This is a genomic window from Phenylobacterium sp. (genome assembly GCF_036402295.1).
In the GTDB taxonomy this organism is placed as follows: Bacteria; Pseudomonadota; Alphaproteobacteria; order Caulobacterales; family Caulobacteraceae; genus Phenylobacterium.
Genome location: NZ_DASWTE010000260.1, coordinates 1 through 17,526, shown reverse-complemented (window position 1 = coordinate 17,526; position 17,526 = coordinate 1). Strand labels below are relative to the sequence as shown.

The following is a 17,526-nucleotide window of genomic DNA, read 5'->3' as shown; positions in this document are numbered from 1 at the left end:
CCCACGGCGGCCAGCAGCAGCAGGAACATCGGCTCGCGCAGCACGTCGCGGACGATCTGCGGCAGCCGCCGCCGGCGCGGCGCGCTCAGCCGGTTGGGCCCGTCTTGCGCGAGGCGGCGCGCCGCCTCGGCCTCGGACAGGCCCTGCAGGCTACGGGCGGCCGATCCCCCGAGCGGGGCTGTGGAGTCTGCGGACATCGCACCATGGTCCATGCCGCCGCGGGCGCCGCCTTGATCCCGATCACCCTGCTCGGCGGTTTGATCGGCATCAAGGCCGCCCGCGGGGCCCGGCGCATCGTGGCGGGCGACGAGGAGACCGCCATGCCCGCGCCGACCGCGACCGCCCTTCAAGAGCCCACCCCTGCCGCCGCGGCGGCCTTGCACGCCTGGGACGCCTTCGGCGCGGCCGGCGAAGGCCTGGACCTGTGGTTCGCGGCGTGCAGCGCGTGGGGCGACTATCTCGCAGCCCTCAGCCGCGCGGCGGGACCGGCCGCGGTGCTGGACGCGCAGACGCGACTGTTCGCGGAGAGCTGCGACCTCTGCAGCCTGGCGGCGGCGAGCCGGCTCAAGGCGGCCGGCGTGACGGCCCCCCTGCTGAATGACGCATGACGCGGATCGTGCCCCGCGGCGCTGGGGCATCCCGGAGCCCTCCGGATCCGCAGATGTGTAATGCCGCCGCGCCGCGGCGGGTGTAAAATCCCCCCGTCAGGACGAGGGGAGGCCGCGATGAGCTATGTCGCGTCCGAGAACATCCGCCGGTTCCGCGCGCTGCTGGACACTCAGCTGTCGTCTGAGAAGCGCAAGACGATCGAGACCCTGCTGGCGGCGGAACTCGCGGAGCTCGAGAAAGACCTGGACGAGGAGGTCGCGGCCGCGCCAACGGGGCGCGAAGCCAGCTCCTGACGACGGGACGGATCGGCGATCTGGCGCAAGGCGTCGGCTGGCCAGCCGCGCACGACCTCGCGACCATCCCTGCCCGCGCCCAAGCTCGCGCCGGCGAGATCAGGTTCGGGCAGGGGTGGCCGCGCCGCCCAGCCGGAACCTCAGCGCACTCTGCGACGGGATCGCCACAGCAGCCAGCCACCGAGCAGGACCATCGTCTGGGCTGCCGCCGAGAGAAGGAGGCTGAGGCTGAGCCCCAGGCGCTGCGCCCAGGCCTGTTGCGCGGTCGAGTCGCCGTAGATGATCATGATCAGCGCGGCCATCCCGCCAAACCCTGCCACGAGGAGCACGAGGCCGGCGCAGGTCTGGGCGAGACCGGGGGAGCGAGGCGCCAGCAGAGGATCTCGAACGGCCACGCAGGTTCCTCCTTGCGTCGCGACGCCCGCTGCCGCGGGTCTGTCGGAGCGCAGGTTCGGCCCGAACCGCACCCGCCGCCTTGATGCGCGTCAACCCACCCGATCGCGCGCACCCGCCACACCGGTCATGATCCGTCCGGGCCGAACTCCCGCCGCAGCGCCGCGGCCAAGAGGCCGGCAAGCGGCGCTGCATTGGTCGGATGCCGGCAGGAGTCGCTCGACACGATCCGCCGCGCGCCGGCCTGCTTCAATCGGGCCAGAGCCTCGTCGTCGAACAGGGCATGGGTCACGGCGACGTCCACCGACGCCGCCCCGGCCTCGCGCAGCCGCTGCGTGGCGCGTTCGAGGGCCACGCCCGTCGAGCAGACATCGTCCACGAGCACGACCGACCGGCCGTGGATCGCCAGGTCGTCGGGCAAGGTCAGCCGCACGTCCCGGTCCCCGCGGCGCTCCTTGTGGAACGTGACGTGCGGCGCGCCCAGCGCATCCGCGAGGGCCGAAGCCCAGGCGCCGGCCTCCTCGTCGGGACCGACCACCAGGGGCGCCGCCAGGTCCGGCAGGGCCGCGGCGAGGACCGGTGCGGCCGAGAGCACGGTCACTGGGGTGTTCCAACTCGCGGAGAGGTCCACGGTCCGGTGCAGATGCGGATCCACGGTGACGAGGCGGTCAAACCGCGGCCCGAGAAGGCCGCCCAGGACATCCCGGCTCAGGGACTGGCCGGGTGCGAAGACAGCGTCCTGGCGCAGATAGCTGAGGTAAGGCGCGACGAGGACCAGCCGGCGCGCCCCGGCGCGGCGCCAGGCGTCGCAGGCGAGGAGCAGCGGCATGACCTTGGGGTTGGGGCGATCGAGGGAGCGGTAGACCAGCACCGTCGGGGCGACGGTGGGCACGGTGGGCAGGGTCTCCCCATCGGGAAACCCGTGCAGGGCCACCTGGCCGACCTCGACTCCCAGCGCCGCCGCCAGCCGGCCAGCCGGCTCGGCCTCGTCCGCGAAGGCGTGCAGGACGGCCGTCACGACGAAACCTGCACGCCGTTGTCCTCCGCGGCCGCCTCGACCGCGAAGCCGAAGTCCGCCGGCTCGGAGGCGTAGATCCTGTAGAGCGGCTCGCCGGCGCGCACGGCCTCCCCCGTCTTGCGCAACAGCTCCAGCCCGGCCCCCGGATCGGTCGGCGCACCGGCCAGCCGTGCGACCGAGGCGATGCGCAGACAATCGATCGACGCGACGTGACCGCCCGCGCCGGCGCAGACCTCGTGGACCAGGGACCCGCAGCCCGCAGTGGTCGGCGGCGGACCCTGGGCTTCGCAGATCTGCATCATCTTGGCATGGGCCGCGCCGCTCTCCAGCAGGTCGCGCGCCCGCCGCTCACCGGCGCCGCCATGAAGCGCCGGATCGAACTCCAGCACCCGGCCCGCCAGGCGGATCGCCTTCTCCCGCAAGTCCGCCGGCGCGTCGGCGCGGTTCTCCAGCACCGCCGAGACATCGTGGGCCTCCAGGACGGGGCCGACGCCGCGCCCGATCGGCTCCAGCGCCTCGGTGAGCACCACCTCCACGCTGAGCCCGATCCCGCCTGCGACGAACTCGAATAGCTTCTTCAGCCTGAGGGCCGCGCGGCGGTCGCGAACCTTCGCCGTCGGGCCCACCGGGATGTCGAGGATCAGGTGGGTGGAGCCGGCGGCGGCCTTCTTGGACAGGATCGAAGCCACCATCTGCTCGGGGGTGTCGATGGAAAGCGGCCGCTCCACGGAAATCAGGACGTCGTCGGCCGGCGAGAGGTTCACGCGCCCGCCCCAGGCGATGCAGGCTCCGCACCGTTCGACCACGCCCCGCATCTCAGCCTCGTCCAGGTCGACCCGCGCGAAGACCTCCATGGTATCGGCGGTCCCGGCCGGCGAGGTGATGGCCCGCGACGAGGTCTTGGGCATGACCAGCCCATGGGCCGCCACGATCGGCGTGACGATCAGGGACGTGCGGTTGCCCGGAACGCCGCCGATGCAGTGCTTGTCCACGACCATCGGCCGCTTCCAGTCGAGCGTGGCGCCGGCTGCGATCATGCCGCGCGTGAGGGCGAGGGCTTCCTCCGGCGTCATGAAGGCGGCGCAGGCCACCAGGAACGCCGCCACCTCCATGTCCGACCAGAGGTGGCCCGCCAGGTCGCGGGCGATCGCGGCGTAGTCGTCGCCGGACAGGATCTCGCCCGCGATCTTCGCCCTCACAGCGTCCAGCGTGCGCGCCGGCCGTGCGGGGGCGATATGCACGGGGTCTCCAGCCTGCACGCCCAGGCGGCGGAACGCGGGCTGAGGGAGGCCGATTTCGTGGGCGTCGACCAGCGAAGCGTCGTCGCAGATCATCGGCGAGGCCAGCAGGCGCACGCCACCCGCCACCACCTCGACCTTGCGTAGGCCGGCCAAGCGCTCGGGACGGACCAACGGATTGTTGCGCGCCAGCAGGACGACGTTCTCGCGGAACGTGTTCAAGCACAGCGGCTTTGCGGCAAGCGTGGCCGCCGCCGCAGCCAGGGCGGATGGCGGTGAGGCGGCAGCGCGGTCAGGAGACATGGGCTTGCTCGTCGGCCGCAGATGACCGTCCTATTCCTCGTGGATGTCGCGGGCGGCTTCCCACGACGGCTCGTCGCCGGGCTGGAGGCCACCGTCCAGCAGGCGCGCCCAAATCTCCTCCGGCGTGTCCGCGAACGCGAAGAGCGCCATGTCATCCGGTGAGACCATCCCGAGGTCGGCGAGCCGTTCGAAGTCCACGATGGAGCGCCAGTAGTCCGCGTCGAACAGCACGATCGGGATCGGCGGCGCCTTGCCCGTCTGCCTGAGCGTCAGGAGCTCGAAGAGCTCGTCCAGCGTGCCGAAACCGCCGGGGAAGACCACCAACGCATTGGCCCGCATGGCCAGGTGCATCTTCCGCATCGCGAAGTAGTGAAGCCGGAAGGTCAGCTCGGGCGTCGAGTACGCGTTCGGCGCCTGCTCCCGTGGGAGGCTGATCGTCAGGCCGATCGAGACGGCCCCCGCATCGTCAGCGCCTCGGTTCGCGGCCTCCATGATCCCGGGACCGCCGCCGGTGGCGATGACGTTGTGCCGCTTGCTGCCGCTCGACCGGATAGCGCCCCCGCGACGCGAGGCGAGCGCGCCGAATTCCCGGGCCGCCGCATACCAGCGGGGCTGCGAGTCCGGCCCGTCCTCGCGGATGCGGGCGCCGCCGAACACCACGATGGTGGAGGAGACCCCGAACGCGCGGAGCCCGGCGTCGACCTTCTCGAACTCGAGCAGGAAGCGAACGCCGCGCATGGGTCCTCCGAGCAGGAAGTCCTGATCGAGGGCGGCCAGGCGATAGGTAGGCGACGCCAGTTGCGCCGCGTTGCTGCGAAGCACTTTCGGGGTGGCCCCGCCGTCCATGTCCGCCTCCCGGTCAATGCGCGCTGGCGACCGCGAGCTCAGGCTCAAGTGGGAGACCGAAGGCGCGCAGGCTCGACGGCAGTCGCGTGGCCGCGCGAGTGGCCTCGCGCATGGAGGGGAACGTCGTCGCCGACGCCGGATCAGGGACCCAGTTGGGGCTGCCGATCGTCAGCCACTGAAGGTAGCAGGGCTTGTCCACGCCGAGTGTGGTCCTGGCGACGATCGCCAGATTGGCGGGCGAATGGCTCGTTGCGAGACTTGGCATGGGGCTCTCCCTTGGCTGAGCCCAGGTTCGCGGAGCGGGAGCCCGGCCACCATTCGGGAGCGCTCCCTAGGTACCGCTACGGAGCCGGTAGCCAAGTCGCCCAATGTTCCACCGGGCTGTCGAGCGCTTCGCGATCCGCAATGTCCGTTGATCAGACGATCAGCGCGCCCTTTGCCGCCAGGGCCTGGACGGCCGCGGCTCCGCCCGCCGGATCGATGGCGCGGGTGGCGTCGGCGATGAGGACCGCCTCGAAGCCCTCGGCCAAGGCGTCCTCGGCCGAGTAGCGGACGCAGTAGTCGAGCGCGAGGCCCACGAAGACGCAGCGCTTCAGGCCGCGCTCGCGCAGGTATCCCGCGAGGCCCGTGTGCGTGGTGCGGTCGTTCTCGAAGAAGGCCGAGTAGGAATCCACCGCCTGGTGGTAGCCCTTCCGCAGCACCACCTCCGCCCGCACCAGCGCGCCACGGCGGATCGCGTGGTGGAACTCCGCGCCCGGCTCGCCCTGCACGCAGTGATCGGGCCAGAGCACTTGGTCGCCATAGGGCAGCACGGTCTGTGAGAACGGCGCCGCGCCATGAGTCGAGGCGAACGAGATGTGGCCGCGCGGGTGCCAGTCCTGGGTCAGGACCACGTGGGCGAAGCGCTCGGCCAGGGCGTTGATCCGATCCATCGGCTGGTCGCCCTCTGGCACGGCCAGGGCGCCGCCCGGGCAGAAGTCGACCTGGGGATCGATGACCACCAGGACGTCGGTGTCCGCGGGATTGTCGAGGTCGATCATACTGCGATCCATCTCCTGGGCCTGCGTCTAGACCTCTACGGGCGCGCCGCCGACACCTTCCAGGCCGAAGACTCGACGATAGCGCTCGATCTCGCCGGCCGGGCCCGTCGCCTTGTTGAAGTTGTCCGACAGCTTCACCGCCGGCCGGCCGTCCGCCGCCACCACCTTACATACCAGCGACAGGGGGTCGAACAGCGTCTCGCCGAGCGGATCGCAGCCGCGGAAGTCGTTGGTCGCGTTGGTGCCCCAGCCATAGGCCAGCCCGACCCGGCCGGCGAAACGCCGGTGGATGGAGGTGATATCCTCGCCGTGCGGCGTGTGTCCGGGAACGGCGACGTCCAGGCCGTCCGAGAACAAGAGGAACCGGCTGGTCGGATCGACGCCCTCCCGGAGGAGCCAGTCGATGATCTCCTCCCCTGCCTCGAACGGCGGCTTAGAGTCGGGCCGATAGCCCCGCCAGTCCGCCGCCAGCCAGTCGGGCGCGTCCCTCAGGAACTGGGTCGTGCCGAAGGTGTCCGGCAGGGCGACCAGCAGGTTGCTCGAATAGGCCTCCTGCCATCGGCGCAGCAGCTCGTACTGGCTGGCCCTGAGCTCGGTGTCGTCGCGGGCGAGCGCGGCCAGCACCATCGGCAGCTCGTGTGCGTTCGTCCCCTTGGCGTCGAGGCCGTGCTTGAAGGCCAGGAAGGCGTTGCTCGTGCCCACGAACCGCGGGCCCAGGACGTCGGCCATCGCGCGCACCGTCCATTCCTGCCACAGGAACGAATGCCGCCGCCGGGTGCCGAAGTCCGAGAGCGCCAGGCTCTCGAGCGCCTTGAGCGGCTGCAGCTTGGCGAGCAGCTTCGACTTGGCCCAGGCGTAGAGGAAATCGAGCTCCAGCTCGCTGCGCCGCCGGTGCCCGGCCCGGGACTTCAACTCGCTGACGATGGCCAGGGCGTAGATCTCCCACCAGGTGACCTCGGCCCAGCTGCCGGAGAAGGTCAGCACGTACTGGCCATCCTCGATCCGCAGCGCGTAGTCCGGCATGCTGAGCGTCCGCAGGAACTCGATGAAGGCCGGGCGGAACATCCGCTCCTGCCCGTAGAACGTGGCGCCGGCGATCCAGATCAGCTCGTTCGGCCGGAAGCGCAGGGTGCGCACGTGGTCGAGCTGCGCGCGCAGCTCGGCCTCGGGGATGATCTCCGCGAGCCGCACCGTTCGGGTGCGGTTGATCAGGCCGAAGGTGACTTGCGTCTTCGGATAGTTCTCGAAGATGAACTGCCCCATCAGCAGCTTGTAGAAGTCCGTGTCGAGCAGCGAGCGGACGATCGGATCGAGCCGGAAGCTGTGGTCGTAGGCCCGCTTGGCGAAATCCATGTCGGCTCCCCTCGTCCCGGGCCGTCAGACGTTGTCGAGTTCGTCGGCCGGGCGCGGTCCGCGTTTCGCGGGCACGCCGGTGTAGACGCCGTTGGGTTCGGTGTCGCGGGTGACGACCGCGCCGGCGCCGACGAGGCAACGTTCGGCCACGGTCACGCCGTCGCGGACCACGGCGCCCAGCCCGAGGAAGCAGCGCTCGCCGATCCTGGCGCCGCCGCCGATCACGGCGCTGGCCGCGACGAAGCCGTGGTCGCCCAGGCTCACGTGGTGCGAGACGTTGGCCAGAGTGCGCACGATGCAGTTGTCGCCGACGGAGGCCATCGCCTGGACGGCGGCGCCTTCGAAGATCATGCAGTTCTCGCCGATCGGCACGCCGGGTGCGACCAGCGCCTGGGACGAGACATAGGTCGCAAACTCGTACCCCTTGGCCTTGGCCTGGAGGTAGCGGTCGCGCCGGAACCCGTTCGCGCCCCGCCCGCCCAGCGGGACGAGCATCTGGAAATCCTCCGGCGGGAACCGGTCCTGCAGCGTCTCGAAGGCTGTGACCGGCAGCCCGCAGAATCGATCGGCGCCCAGGTAGGCGCCGTCCACCGTGAAAGCGGCCACAGTGAGCGGCGTGTCGTGCGTCAGGACGTGCCAGGCGAGGCTGGCGAAGTCGGTCTGGCCGAAGATGACCACGGGCTTGGCTGTGTCAGGCATTAGAGGTTGGCTCGGATTTCGTCGGCGATGTCGTGCGCGGGCGCCTCGTGCAGGCGCTGCAGGATGCTGTCCATCGGGCCTCGGTAGTCCGGCAGGAACTCGAGCGCCACACCGCGCCGGCGGAACGCGTCTTGGTCGTAGAGCTCCCGGCCGCCCGGGCTGTTCACATAGCGATCGGCGCCGAGCTGCCGGCAGATCTCATAGATCCGTTCCGCCCCCTTCAGACCGGGCGGCAGCGGGAGCTGCGACTGGCGCACCACGCGCGGCGCGATCCCGAGCGTCCCGGCGAACCGGGCGAGAAGCCGTAACAGGGTCTCGCAGGGGGTCTCGACGGCGTCGACCAGCGGCAGGCAATCACGGACCTGGGGCGCCGGCTCGTGCAGCGCCGCGAACCTGCGCGAGGCGTTCGCGGCCCAGGCGTCGACGCCGGGCGCGTAGGACAGGTCGCAAATGGCGGTGTCCAGGGGCGCGCGGGACAGCGGCAGGGTGAGCCAGGCCAGGGTTCCGTCGAGGCGCCGCAGCCGGTTGCGATGGACCCAGCCGCCGCGGGGAAACTGGACCTGGTCGAGGACGACGAAGGCGTCGACGTCGCACATCAGACGGAAGTAGCCGGCGTAGGGCGCGAAGTAGGGCTGCATCACGGAGATACGGACGCCCACCTCCGGTCCTCCTCACTCGCGGGGCGCGCCACCGCGGCGATCAACGCGCGCGCCACGGTGCTCACCTCGTCGTCCGTCAGGCGGCTGTGGAAGGGGAGGCCGAGCAGGTGGTCGTGCAGCGACGCCGTCGCCGACAGCTCGCCCGCTCGCGGGAGCTGTTCGTAGGCGGGGTGCCGCGTCAGGTCCGGCTGGTACCAGCGGCGCGTCTCGATGCCCTCGGCGGCGAGCTGGCGGGCCACCCGTTCCGCGCTGATCGGGAGGCGGACGACCAGGTTGCCCGGCGTCTCCGCCTGCATCGGAACGCCGGGCAGCGCGCGGCGATACGCGCCGCAAAGCCGGTCCTTCGCGCCCCAGAGCGTCTCGGCCCGCGGGATCTGCGCCAGCCCGACCGCCGCATGCCACTCGCTGAGCTTGCCGTTGCCGGCGGCCACGGCGGCCACCCCGTCCTCGAAGCCGAAATTGCTCAGCTGCCGCACCCGCGCCACGAGGTCGGCGTGGTGGGCGGCGACCAATCCGCCCTCGCCGACGCCCAGGGTCTTGGTCGCATGCAGGCTGAAGACGGCCACGCAGCGGCGGGGCGCCTTCTGACGGCCCAGGGCGCCGGCCGCATCCAGCACGACGGGCAGGCCGGTCTCCTCGGCGAAGCTGTCCCAAGCCGTCGCCGGAAGCGCGACGCCGAAGGTCGCGACCGGAACGACGGCCGACACGCTCGCGGTCCAGCGCCGGGCGATGTCGGGGGTGAGGGTCCAGGTGTTGGGATCGACATCGGCGAGGAGCGGTTCGAGCCCGGCCGCCAGGATCGCCGCCGCGGTGGCCGGGAACGTCAGGGCGGGCGCCAGCACGCGTGAGCCCGCCGGCAGTTCGAGGGCCTGAAGGGCGAGCGCCAGGGCTGCCGTCCCGGAGCTGGCCGTCGCTACGCCAGGCGGCCGCTCGGCGTCCAGCAGCGTGGCGGCGGCCATGGCGAACGCCTGCTCGAGCGGGCCGAAGTTCGTGTACCAGCGGGCGGCGTCGATCCGGCGCCAGAACGGCACGAGCTCATCGGCGTCGGGCAGGTCGGGAATGTAGAGTCGAATCCCAGGTTCCATCGCGAGAAAGCAGACCCTAAAGCGCCGCTGATTGATAGCTTGCGCGCATGGGCTGCTTCGCCTTCGCATGACATCGCTTCCGGCCGAAACGGCGACCGACGCCTGTGCTGCGGGAAAGGCGTCCGTGGAGCGCGGCGACCTGGACGGGGCCGCCGGGCACTTCCTCCGGGCGACCGTGCTGGATCCGCAAAGCGCGCTGGCGCACCGCGACCTCGGGGCGGTGGAATTCCTGCGCAGCCATTTCCTCGACGCCGAGGCGGCCTACCGCGAGGCGCTGCGGCTCAATCCGGCGATCCGCTCGGCGCACCTCAACCTCGCAACTATCCTGACTTTCACAGGCCGGCGCGAGGCCGCGGTCGCCCACCTGCGCGATCTCGTGGCGCGCAACGGGGACGCGCCCGACCTCTTCAGCAGCTACCTCTTCACCCTGGTCCATTCGAGCCACCTCTCCCGCGAGGCGGTGTTCGCCGAGCACGTCCGCTACGGCGAGAGCCTTGCCGCCCGGCTCCCGGCGACAGGACCCAACGACAACGCGCCGGACCCCGAGCGGCGGCTCAGGCTCGGCTACGTCTCCGCCGATGTCGGGCAGCACATCCTGGCGCTGATGCTGGAGCCCCTGCTCCGCGCGCACGACCGCGGCCGTTTCGAGGTATTCCTCTACGACAACGCCGGGGCCACGGAGCAACGGGCCCTTCCCCGTCCCTGCGTCGATCACTGGGTCGAAGTGAACGGCCTGGACGACGCCGCGTTCGCCGAGCGGGTGCGGGCCGACGGGATCGACGTGCTGGTGGACCTTGCGGGCCACACGACCGGCAACCGCCTCCCGACGTTCGCGCGCAAGCCGGCGCCCGTGCAGGTTTCCTGGCTGGGCTACCCGGGCACCACGGGGCTCCGCGCCATCGACTACCGGATCTGCGATGCGCGCCAGGTAGGCCCCGGAACGGCGTCCCTGCTGGTGGAGACGCCGTTCATCGTGCCGGGCGCGTCGGTCGCGTTCGCGCCCCCCGACGAGCCCGCGCCGGCGCCCCCGCCCAGCGTCGCCAACGGCCATGTGACGTTCGGCAGCGTCAACGGGCTGGACAAGGTGGACGACGTGGTCCTGGCCGTCTGGGCCGAGGTCCTGCGCGCGGTTCCCACCAGCCGCTTCCTGATGAAGGCCCGCGGGCTGCACGACGCCCGACTGCGGGAGCACCTCTCCGAGCAGTTCGCTGGCCACGGGATCGCGCCGGAACGGCTCGTGTTCGAGGGCGCGTCCGGGATCAGGGGGTTCCTCGAGAGCTTCTCCCGCATCGACATCGCCCTCGACACCTTCCCCTACACGGGCGGCTCGACGACCCGGTACACGCTGTGGATGGGCGTCCCGCTGGTCACGCTGGAAGGCGTGGCGCTCTACGAACGCTTCAGCGGCGCCATGCTGCAGGAGATGGGCCTGCCCGAGCTTGTCGCAGCGGACCCCGCCGCCTATGTCGCCGCCGCAGCCGCGCTCGCCGGCGACCCGGCGGGGCTGGCCGGCCTCCGGCGCGACCTGCGGCCCCGCATGCGCGCGAGCGCCCTCTACGACGTGGCCGGCCAGACCCGGCGGCTCGAGGACGCCTACCGCGAGATGTGGCGGCGCTGGTGCGGCTCACCCCACCGGCAGGAACCGTGAGCGGCGAAGCGCGGCGCCGACGCCGGCAAAGCCGCCGATCATCAGCGCCCACGTGGCGGGTTCCGGCACGCCCATGGCGAGGGGCTGATACTCGGCGTTGGCGATCGTGCGCATGTCGGACGTGTAGCCCGGCTTGCCGCCGGCGGCGTAGGCCTCGATCCGGGCGTTCAGCTCGGCGACCAGGGCCGGTTCGTTCGGGTGATAAGCCGCGGCGAACGAGAAGGCGTACTCGGGGTCGGTGATTGTCCAGATCGCGGCCTGGATCACCGAGAGCTCGTAGATGGCCGGCTCGCTGAGCCCGCCCTGGGAGAAGATCGACGTCCCGTAGTTGACCAGCTGGCCGATCCGCTCGACGTCGGCCGGCGTCCCCAGCTCGAAAACGAAGTCCTCGTAGGCAAGGCTTACGTCGCCGATCGGCAGGTCGAGGTCGAAGTCGAGGCAGAACGCCAGCATGGGGTCGTCCAGGGCCGGGCTCGTGATCACGAACGGGCTCAGGATGAAGGTCAGCTCGGCGCCGCCCGCGACCGGCGTCGCCGTGCCGTACCTCAGGGGGCTCGTGTCGACGAATTCGATGGAGTCGATCACCAGGGTGGCGGCTGCCGCCGGCGTGGCCGCCGCGATGCTCATTGCCAGACCTGCGAGGAGGCCGGCAGCGTTGACAGACCTGGACACCGCGCGCCCCCCGAGCATTTAGGAAAATTAAGATTTGATACCTGACGCGCCGCTCGCCCGAAAACCGATTCCCCTCACAGGGTAAAATCGCTTGGGTTCGAGGACCGCTCCGCCCTTTCCCAGGCGAACCCCAGGCCCCCATATGCGGACCTGAAGGCCGGAGCCGGGGAGCCCAATGATCCTGATCGGACAATACGACAGCCCGTTCGTGCGGCGGGTGGCCGTGGCGCTGCGGCTCTACGGCTTCGACTACGAGCACCGGCCCTGGTCGGTGTTCGGCGACGCGGAGAAGATCGCCGCGCTCAATCCCCTGCGCCGCGTGCCGACCTTTATCGCCGACGACGGCGAGGCGCTGCTGGAGAGCGGCGCGATCCTCGACTGGCTGGACGACCTGGTCGGTCCGAAACGCGCTCTGATCGCCCGATCCGGGCCTGAGCGGCGGCACGCGCTGAAGGTCACGGCGCTCGCTACCGGCCTCGCCGACAAGGCCGTGAGCCTGGTCTACGAGCGTGTCATCCACCAGCGGGGCACGCCGGTCTGGGTCGAGCGCTGCCGCACCCAGATCGCGGGCGTGCTCGACGCATTGGAGGCCGACCGCAAGGCCAGCAGCGGCCCCTGGTGGTTCGGCGACCGCATCGGCCACGCCGACATCGCCGTGGGCTGTGTGCTGCGCTTCGTGGGCGAGGCCCTGCCTGAGGTCTATGCGCCCGGCGGCTGGCCGGCGCTGGCCGCCCACGCCGTCGCCTGCGAGGCGCTGCCCGAGTTCCGGGCCGTCGTGCAGCCGTTCCACGTGACGCCGCCCAAGGACTGACGGCGCCGTCAAAACTCTTGTTCGGCGAGCCTCGCTATCGCCGGGCGTATCAAAATCGACGGCTCTGCGACGCTTTCGTGACCCGAACGCCACAGCTCTGATCCGAACGCTCGCCGAACGCCGCAATCCCTTTGCGCGTAAGGGATTGCGTGCCCTACGCGCGCGTCTCCGGGCAGGCGCCTGCCTCCTCCCCTACGAGCAGGGCCGCACCGGGGAGAACGAACCGAATGAAAAGTGGAATGCTGTTCCGCACGTCGGCGCTCGCCGTCGTGCTGGCGGGCGCCTTCACGTCCGCCGTCAACGCCCAGGAAGCGTCCGAGAGCCGCGAGATCGAAGAGATCGTGGTCACCGCCCAGAAGCGCGAACAGAGCCTGCAGGACGTCCCGATCGTGGTGACGACCGTAAGCGGCAAGCTGCTGCAGGACGCCGGGGTGAAGGACATCCGTGAGCTGACCGTGCTGACGCCGGGCCTCACCGTCACCTCGACCTCGAACGAAAGCGTCGTCACCGCCCGCGTCCGCGGCGTCGGCACCGTCGGCGACAACCCGGGCCTGGAGTCCTCCGTCGGCGTCGTGATCGACGGCGTCTACCGCCCGCGCAATGGCGTGTCGTTCGGCGACCTGGGACAGGTTTCCCGTATCGAAGTGCTGAAGGGCCCGCAGGGCACCCTGTTCGGCAAGAACACCTCGGCCGGCGTCATCAACGTGATCACCGCCGGTCCGACCAACGACTTCCAGGCGGAAGCCGAAGCCACCTACGGCAACTACGATCAGTGGGGCCTGACGGGCTCGGTCAGCGGCCCGCTGTCGGACACGGTCCGGGCGCGCCTGTTCGCCGGGACGCGTGAGCGCGACGGCTACCAGCGCATTGTCACCGGCGCCGGCCCGCGCACCGAGACGCGCGACAACAACCAGGACTTCTACACCGTCCGCGGCCAGGTGGAGTTCGACGCCACCGAGGACCTGACGTTCCGCGTCATCGCCGACTACACCAAGCGCAACGAGAGCTGCTGCGTGGGCGTCCAGCTGGCCGTCGGCCAGGCCGCCAACAGCCGCGCCAACATCATCAACGGGGTCCGATCGGGCTCGCTGGACACCACCTCGACCCCGTTCGACCGGCTGGGCTACGCCAACCGCCCGACCGACCAGGACGTCGAGGACAAGGGCGTGTCGGTCGAGGCCAACTGGAACCTCGGCGACGGGCTCAAGCTGACCTCGATCACCGCGGTCCGCGACTGGCGTACCGAGACCGGCCAGGACTCGGACTTCACCGCCGCCGACATCGCCTACCGTCCGAACGACGGCAGCCAGTTCGTCGAATTCCAGCAGTTCAGCCAGGAGCTGCGGCTGGCCGGCGAGGCGCTGGACGGCAGGCTCAACTGGCTCGTCGGCGGCTTCTACGCCAACGAGGACCTGACCAGCCGCTCGGTGCTGAAGTTCGGCAGCGACTACTACACCTACTTCGCCGGCCGCGTGCTGGGCGGGGTCCCGGCGCTCATCGGCCTGACGCAAGGCACGGTGCTGCAGCCCGGGAACGGCTCGGACGACCGCTACAAGCAGGAAGGCGAGACCTTCGCGCTCTTCACGAACAACAGCTTCCAGATCACCGACCAGCTCGAGCTGACCGTGGGCCTGCGCTGGACGCGTGACGAGAAGCAGCTCGCGACCCGCTACTCCACCACCGGCACGACCTGCGACCAGGCGGAAGCGGCTTATGGCAGCTTGGTGGGCCTGCTGGGGACCGCGACGGCCAACGCCATCGCCGGCGGCCTTTGCCTGAGCGGCCAGAACAACGACTTCGACGAGCTGGGCGCCTTCGTCCAGAAGCGCAACGAGGACGAGTTCTCCGGCACCGCCAAGCTGGCCTACCGCTGGAACCCGGACGTGATGACCTATGCGTCCTACTCGCGCGGCTACAAGGCGGGCGGCTTCAACCTCGACCGCGAAGCCATGACGGTGGTGACCCCGACCGGCCCGAACTTCACCGCCGACCGCGACACCGCGTTCCGCGGCGAGTTCGTGGACAGCTACGAGCTGGGCGCCAAGACCAGCTGGTTCAATCGGACCCTGCTGCTCAACGTGGCGGCCTTCTACCAGGAGTTCACCGACTTCCAGCTCAACACCTTCATCGGCACCGCCTTCGTGGTGGAGACCCTGCCCGAGGTGCGCTCGAAGGGCGTGGACCTGGACTTCATCTACCTGCCGCCGATCGACGGCCTGACCCTGCAGGGCGGCGTGACCTACGCCGAGACCGAGATCCAGCCGTTCACCTCGGCGGACCTCCTGAACCCCGGTCGGTTCTCCAGCCTGCGCCGCCTGCCCGGCGCGCGACTGTCGTTCGCGCCCCTGTGGTCGGCCTCCCTGGCCGGCACCTACGAGCGCGAGCTGGGCGCCAACCTGAAGTTCAAGGCCAACCTGTCGGGCAAGTTCACGTCGGCCTACAACACGGGCTCGGACCTGCACCCGGTGAAGATCCAGGACGAGATGGTCCTGGTGAACGGCCGCGTGGGCATCGGCTCGCAGGACGACAGGTGGATCGTCGAGCTGTGGTCCAACAACCTGTTCGACAAGGACTACGTCCAGGTGGGCTTCAACGGCCCGTTCCAGGTCGACGAGAACAACGACAACATCAGCGTCTACGACGCGTTCCTCGGTGCGCCGCGGACGTACGGCGTGACGCTGCGCCTGAAGTACTGATCGCTCTCGCGTACCAAGAGCGTTCGAGGGCGGCCCGGAGCAATCCGGGCCGCCTTTTTCTTGGCGCTGGTGCAGGTTTTGTCGGGTTGAGATCGGGCCCCCGGGGCATAGGCTCCGGGCCGACACCGCCCAAGGAGCCCTGCGCATGTACGATGTGCACTACTGGCCCACGCCCAACGGCAAGAAGGTGACGATCCTGCTCGAGGAGCTGGGCGCCCCCTACACGGTCGTCCCAGTGAACATCGGCCGCGGCGACCAATTCTCGGACGACTTCCTGGCGATCAGCCCCAACAACCGGATGCCGGCGTTGGTCGACCATGCGCCGAAGGACGGCGGCGCGCCGGTCAGCGTCTTCGAGTCGGGCGCCATCATGATGTACGTCGCCGAGAAGGAGGGCCGCTTCTGGCCGCAGGAGGACGTGCGCGCCAAGTACGACGTCGTCCAGTGGGTCGTGTGGCAGATGGCCAACCAGGGTCCGAAGTTCGGCGAGCAGGGCCACTTCAACCGCGCGCCCGACAGCGTTGGCGACCTGACCTACGCCCGGACGCGGTTCAACGACGAGGTGCACCGGCTGTTCGGAGTCATGAACGTGCGCCTCTACGACCGGCCCTACCTGGCCGGCGACACGTACACGATTGCCGACATGGCGGCCTATCCCTGGACGGTGACGTGGGAGAGCCGCGGCATCGACCTGGCCGAGTTCAAGCACTTCAAACGATGGTTCGACGAGCTGTCGGCGCGGCCGGCCGTGCAGAAGGGCCTGGCCGTGACGGCCGGGCCGCCGATCGATCCTTCGACGCTCACGCCCGAGGACCAGGCCCGCATCCGCAAGCTGCTCTACAATCAGCGCGCCCGCCCGGCGCCGGCATGAGCGAGCGCCTCCCCGTCATCGACATGGCCACCCTGTTCGACGCAGGCGACGCCGCCGGTCGTGCGCGGGTGGCCGACGCCATCCGGGCGGCCTGCGAGGCGCATGGGTTCTTCTACCTCGTCGGCCACGGGGTCACGCCGGAAATCCTGGCCGACCTGGAGGCCGAGAGCCGCCGGTTCTTCGCCCGGCCGCCAGCGGAGAAGATGGCGATTGCGATGGCGCGCGGCGGGCGCGCCTGGCGTGGCTACTTCCCGGTGGGCGGCGAGCTGACGTCGGGCCGGCCGGACCTGAAGGAAGGGCTCTATCTCGGAACCGAGCTGCCGGCCGACCATCCGCGGGCGGTTCTCCCGATGCACGGGCCGAACCTGTGGCCGGAGGGCCAGCCCGGCCTGCGCGCCGCTGTGACGGCCTACATGGACGCCACCACCCGCGCGGCCGCCCGCCTGATGGAAGGGATCTCGCTGAGCCTAGGTCTGCCCGCGGACTGGTTCGAACGGCACTACACCGCCGAGCCGACCGTCCTCTTCCGCATCTTCCACTATCCGGCCGCCGGTCCGGCCGGGACCGACTGGACGCAGTCCTGGGGCGTGGGTGAGCACACCGACTACGGTCTGCTGACCCTGCTGGCGCAGGACGCGCATGGCGGCCTGCAGGTGAAGACGCCCGGTGGGTGGATCGAGGCGCCGCCTCTGCCCGGTGCGCTGGTCTGCAACATCGGCGACATGCTGGAGCGGCTGACCGGCGGGCGGTTCAAGTCGACGCCGCATCGGGTGCTGAACCGGTCGGGCCACGACCGGCTGTCATTTCCGCTGTTCTTCGACCCGGACTTCACGGCGCGTCTGCAACCCCTGCCGGTCGACCGCACGACCATCGCCGCCGAACGCGCGCAGCGGTGGGACGGGGCCAGCGTGCACGAGTTCGAGGGAACCTACGGCGACTACCTGCTGGGCAAGGTGGCGAAGGTGTTCCCGCAGCTCGTCGACACCGCGCTCCGCTAGTACGGCCGACGCGTGGTGATCGGTGCGTTCGGATCCGGCGCGGCGCGCGGCGTGTAGGTCGGCGGCGGCTCGGGCGGAGGTTCGGGCGCGGCGGCGGCGGGCGGCAGGGCGAGGACCGGCGCGCTGATCGCCTCCTCGGCGGCCGCGGCGGCGGCGGTGGCGGGCGGCGGGAGCTCGACGCGCCGCGGGGTCGCGGCGCGCACAGGCGACCGGGGCCCGACGGCGGCCACGCGCGGCGCGGCGGAGGCGGTTGGCGGCGTCGGCGCCACGGCGGTCGCCGTCACAGGCGCGGAC

19 protein-coding genes and 1 pseudogene are annotated in these 17,526 nt (G+C 70.7%); 7 read left to right on the top strand and 13 right to left on the bottom strand.

Annotated elements, in window-relative coordinates; translation table 11 throughout:
- A partial coding sequence (locus tag VGD44_RS15945) for a cation-transporting P-type ATPase (RefSeq protein ID WP_331088833.1) occupies positions 1-197 on the bottom strand: 197 nt, incomplete at its 3' end.
- Between the two features lie 6 nt (positions 198-203).
- On the opposite strand from VGD44_RS15945, the gene VGD44_RS15940 reads away from it, so the two are divergent.
- Positions 204-608, top strand: coding sequence for a hypothetical protein (locus VGD44_RS15940; RefSeq protein ID WP_331088831.1), 405 nt, complete (start codon positions 204-206; stop codon positions 606-608).
- Positions 609-725: 117 nt separating this feature from the next.
- Positions 726-902: a hypothetical protein gene (locus VGD44_RS15935; RefSeq protein ID WP_331088829.1), complete on the top strand. Its 177-nt coding sequence runs from the start codon at positions 726-728 to the stop codon at positions 900-902.
- A 140-nt stretch (positions 903-1,042) separates the two neighbouring features.
- Here the strand turns inward: VGD44_RS15935 and VGD44_RS15930 are convergent, their stop codons facing one another.
- The 10 genes from VGD44_RS15930 to VGD44_RS15885 form a co-directional block, all read right to left on the bottom strand.
- Entirely contained in the window at positions 1,043-1,204 is a 162-nt protein-coding gene (locus VGD44_RS15930) for a hypothetical protein (protein ID WP_331088827.1), read from the bottom strand.
- Positions 1,205-1,422: 218 nt separating this feature from the next.
- Positions 1,423-2,313 carry a ribose-phosphate diphosphokinase gene (locus tag VGD44_RS15925; RefSeq protein WP_331088825.1) on the bottom strand — a complete coding sequence of 297 codons (891 nt, stop codon included), beginning with the start codon at positions 2,311-2,313 and terminating at the stop codon, positions 1,423-1,425.
- Positions 2,310-3,854 carry a thymidine phosphorylase family protein gene (locus VGD44_RS15920; protein WP_331088823.1) on the bottom strand — a complete coding sequence of 515 codons (1,545 nt, stop codon included), beginning with the start codon at positions 3,852-3,854 and terminating at the stop codon, positions 2,310-2,312. Before VGD44_RS15920 ends, VGD44_RS15925 begins: the two co-directional genes overlap by 4 nt.
- Before the next feature lie 30 nt (positions 3,855-3,884).
- The gene (locus tag VGD44_RS15915) at positions 3,885-4,700 is read right to left on the bottom strand and encodes a TIGR00730 family Rossman fold protein (protein ID WP_331088821.1); all 816 of its coding nucleotides are present in this window, start codon (positions 4,698-4,700) and stop codon (positions 3,885-3,887) included.
- 13 nt (positions 4,701-4,713) lie between these two features.
- Entirely contained in the window at positions 4,714-4,965 is a 252-nt protein-coding gene (locus tag VGD44_RS15910; protein ID WP_331088819.1) for a hypothetical protein, read from the bottom strand.
- A gap of 151 nt (positions 4,966-5,116) precedes the next feature.
- On the bottom strand, positions 5,117-5,740 hold the full coding sequence (gene pncA, locus VGD44_RS15905) for a bifunctional nicotinamidase/pyrazinamidase (protein WP_331088817.1): 624 nt from the start codon (positions 5,738-5,740) through the stop codon (positions 5,117-5,119).
- Between the two features lie 27 nt (positions 5,741-5,767).
- Positions 5,768-7,093, bottom strand: a complete 1,326-nt coding sequence (locus VGD44_RS15900; protein WP_331088815.1) for a nicotinate phosphoribosyltransferase — start codon at positions 7,091-7,093, stop codon at positions 5,768-5,770.
- Positions 7,094-7,117: 24 nt separating this feature from the next.
- A complete protein-coding gene (locus tag VGD44_RS15895; protein WP_331088813.1) occupies positions 7,118-7,792 on the bottom strand; it encodes an acetyltransferase in 675 nt (224 codons plus the stop codon).
- The gene (locus tag VGD44_RS15890) at positions 7,792-8,451 is read right to left on the bottom strand and encodes a WbqC family protein (RefSeq protein WP_331088811.1); all 660 of its coding nucleotides are present in this window, start codon (positions 8,449-8,451) and stop codon (positions 7,792-7,794) included. Before VGD44_RS15890 ends, VGD44_RS15895 begins: the two co-directional genes overlap by 1 nt.
- Positions 8,430-9,536 carry a DegT/DnrJ/EryC1/StrS family aminotransferase gene (locus tag VGD44_RS15885; RefSeq protein WP_331088809.1) on the bottom strand — a complete coding sequence of 369 codons (1,107 nt, stop codon included), beginning with the start codon at positions 9,534-9,536 and terminating at the stop codon, positions 8,430-8,432. The genes VGD44_RS15890 and VGD44_RS15885 overlap by 22 nt, the downstream gene beginning before the upstream one ends.
- Positions 9,537-9,660: 124 nt before the next feature.
- Here VGD44_RS15885 and VGD44_RS15880 point away from each other — a divergent pair, with 124 nt between their 5' ends.
- Positions 9,661-11,184 carry a hypothetical protein gene (locus tag VGD44_RS15880; RefSeq protein ID WP_331088807.1) on the top strand — a complete coding sequence of 508 codons (1,524 nt, stop codon included), beginning with the start codon at positions 9,661-9,663 and terminating at the stop codon, positions 11,182-11,184.
- Here VGD44_RS15880 and VGD44_RS15875 read toward each other — a convergent pair.
- The gene (locus VGD44_RS15875; protein ID WP_331088805.1) at positions 11,161-11,811 is read right to left on the bottom strand and encodes a PEPxxWA-CTERM sorting domain-containing protein; all 651 of its coding nucleotides are present in this window, start codon (positions 11,809-11,811) and stop codon (positions 11,161-11,163) included. The two genes, VGD44_RS15880 and VGD44_RS15875, sit on opposite strands and share 24 nt — an antisense overlap.
- A 220-nt stretch (positions 11,812-12,031) precedes the next feature.
- Between VGD44_RS15875 and VGD44_RS15870 the strand changes: the two genes are divergently transcribed.
- From VGD44_RS15870 to VGD44_RS15855, 4 genes are all read left to right on the top strand, one after another.
- Complete coding sequence (locus tag VGD44_RS15870) at positions 12,032-12,667, top strand: glutathione S-transferase family protein (protein WP_331088803.1); 636 nt, start codon at positions 12,032-12,034, stop codon at positions 12,665-12,667.
- A 227-nt stretch (positions 12,668-12,894) separates the two neighbouring features.
- Positions 12,895-15,363 (top strand): TonB-dependent receptor, encoded by a 2,469-nt coding sequence (locus tag VGD44_RS15865; RefSeq protein WP_331088801.1) that lies wholly within the window; start codon positions 12,895-12,897, stop codon positions 15,361-15,363.
- A gap of 145 nt (positions 15,364-15,508) precedes the next feature.
- A complete protein-coding gene (locus tag VGD44_RS15860; RefSeq protein WP_331088799.1) occupies positions 15,509-16,234 on the top strand; it encodes a glutathione binding-like protein in 726 nt (241 codons plus the stop codon).
- A complete protein-coding gene (locus tag VGD44_RS15855; protein WP_331088797.1) occupies positions 16,231-17,232 on the top strand; it encodes an isopenicillin N synthase family dioxygenase in 1,002 nt (333 codons plus the stop codon). The genes VGD44_RS15860 and VGD44_RS15855 overlap by 4 nt, the downstream gene beginning before the upstream one ends.
- Here VGD44_RS15855 and VGD44_RS15850 read toward each other — a convergent pair.
- Positions 17,229-17,526, bottom strand: a pseudogene (locus tag VGD44_RS15850) (hypothetical protein); the annotation flags it as partial. The gene VGD44_RS15855 and the pseudogene VGD44_RS15850 overlap by 4 nt on opposite strands.

What these genes read in the sequence shown, in the direction of transcription:
- VGD44_RS15940 (WP_331088831.1), top strand. Translation starts at nt 204, where the DNA reads ATGGTCCATGCCGCCGCGGGCGCCGCCTTGATCCCGATCACCCTGCTC.
- VGD44_RS15935 (WP_331088829.1), top strand. Translation starts at nt 726, where the DNA reads ATGAGCTATGTCGCGTCCGAGAACATCCGCCGGTTCCGCGCGCTGCTG.
- VGD44_RS15930 (WP_331088827.1), bottom strand. Translation starts at nt 1,204, where the DNA reads ATGGCCGCGCTGATCATGATCATCTACGGCGACTCGACCGCGCAACAG.
- VGD44_RS15920 (WP_331088823.1), bottom strand. Translation starts at nt 3,854, where the DNA reads ATGTCTCCTGACCGCGCTGCCGCCTCACCGCCATCCGCCCTGGCTGCG.
- VGD44_RS15915 (WP_331088821.1), bottom strand. Translation starts at nt 4,700, where the DNA reads ATGGACGGCGGGGCCACCCCGAAAGTGCTTCGCAGCAACGCGGCGCAA.
- VGD44_RS15910 (WP_331088819.1), bottom strand. Translation starts at nt 4,965, where the DNA reads ATGCCAAGTCTCGCAACGAGCCATTCGCCCGCCAATCTGGCGATCGTC.
- pncA (WP_331088817.1), bottom strand. Translation starts at nt 5,740, where the DNA reads ATGATCGACCTCGACAATCCCGCGGACACCGACGTCCTGGTGGTCATC.
- VGD44_RS15900 (WP_331088815.1), bottom strand. Translation starts at nt 7,093, where the DNA reads ATGGATTTCGCCAAGCGGGCCTACGACCACAGCTTCCGGCTCGATCCG.
- VGD44_RS15895 (WP_331088813.1), bottom strand. Translation starts at nt 7,792, where the DNA reads ATGCCTGACACAGCCAAGCCCGTGGTCATCTTCGGCCAGACCGACTTC.
- VGD44_RS15885 (WP_331088809.1), bottom strand. Translation starts at nt 9,536, where the DNA reads ATGGAACCTGGGATTCGACTCTACATTCCCGACCTGCCCGACGCCGAT.
- VGD44_RS15875 (WP_331088805.1), bottom strand. Translation starts at nt 11,811, where the DNA reads ATGAGCATCGCGGCGGCCACGCCGGCGGCAGCCGCCACCCTGGTGATC.
- VGD44_RS15870 (WP_331088803.1), top strand. Translation starts at nt 12,032, where the DNA reads ATGATCCTGATCGGACAATACGACAGCCCGTTCGTGCGGCGGGTGGCC.
- VGD44_RS15865 (WP_331088801.1), top strand. Translation starts at nt 12,895, where the DNA reads ATGAAAAGTGGAATGCTGTTCCGCACGTCGGCGCTCGCCGTCGTGCTG.
- VGD44_RS15860 (WP_331088799.1), top strand. Translation starts at nt 15,509, where the DNA reads ATGTACGATGTGCACTACTGGCCCACGCCCAACGGCAAGAAGGTGACG.
- VGD44_RS15855 (WP_331088797.1), top strand. Translation starts at nt 16,231, where the DNA reads ATGAGCGAGCGCCTCCCCGTCATCGACATGGCCACCCTGTTCGACGCA.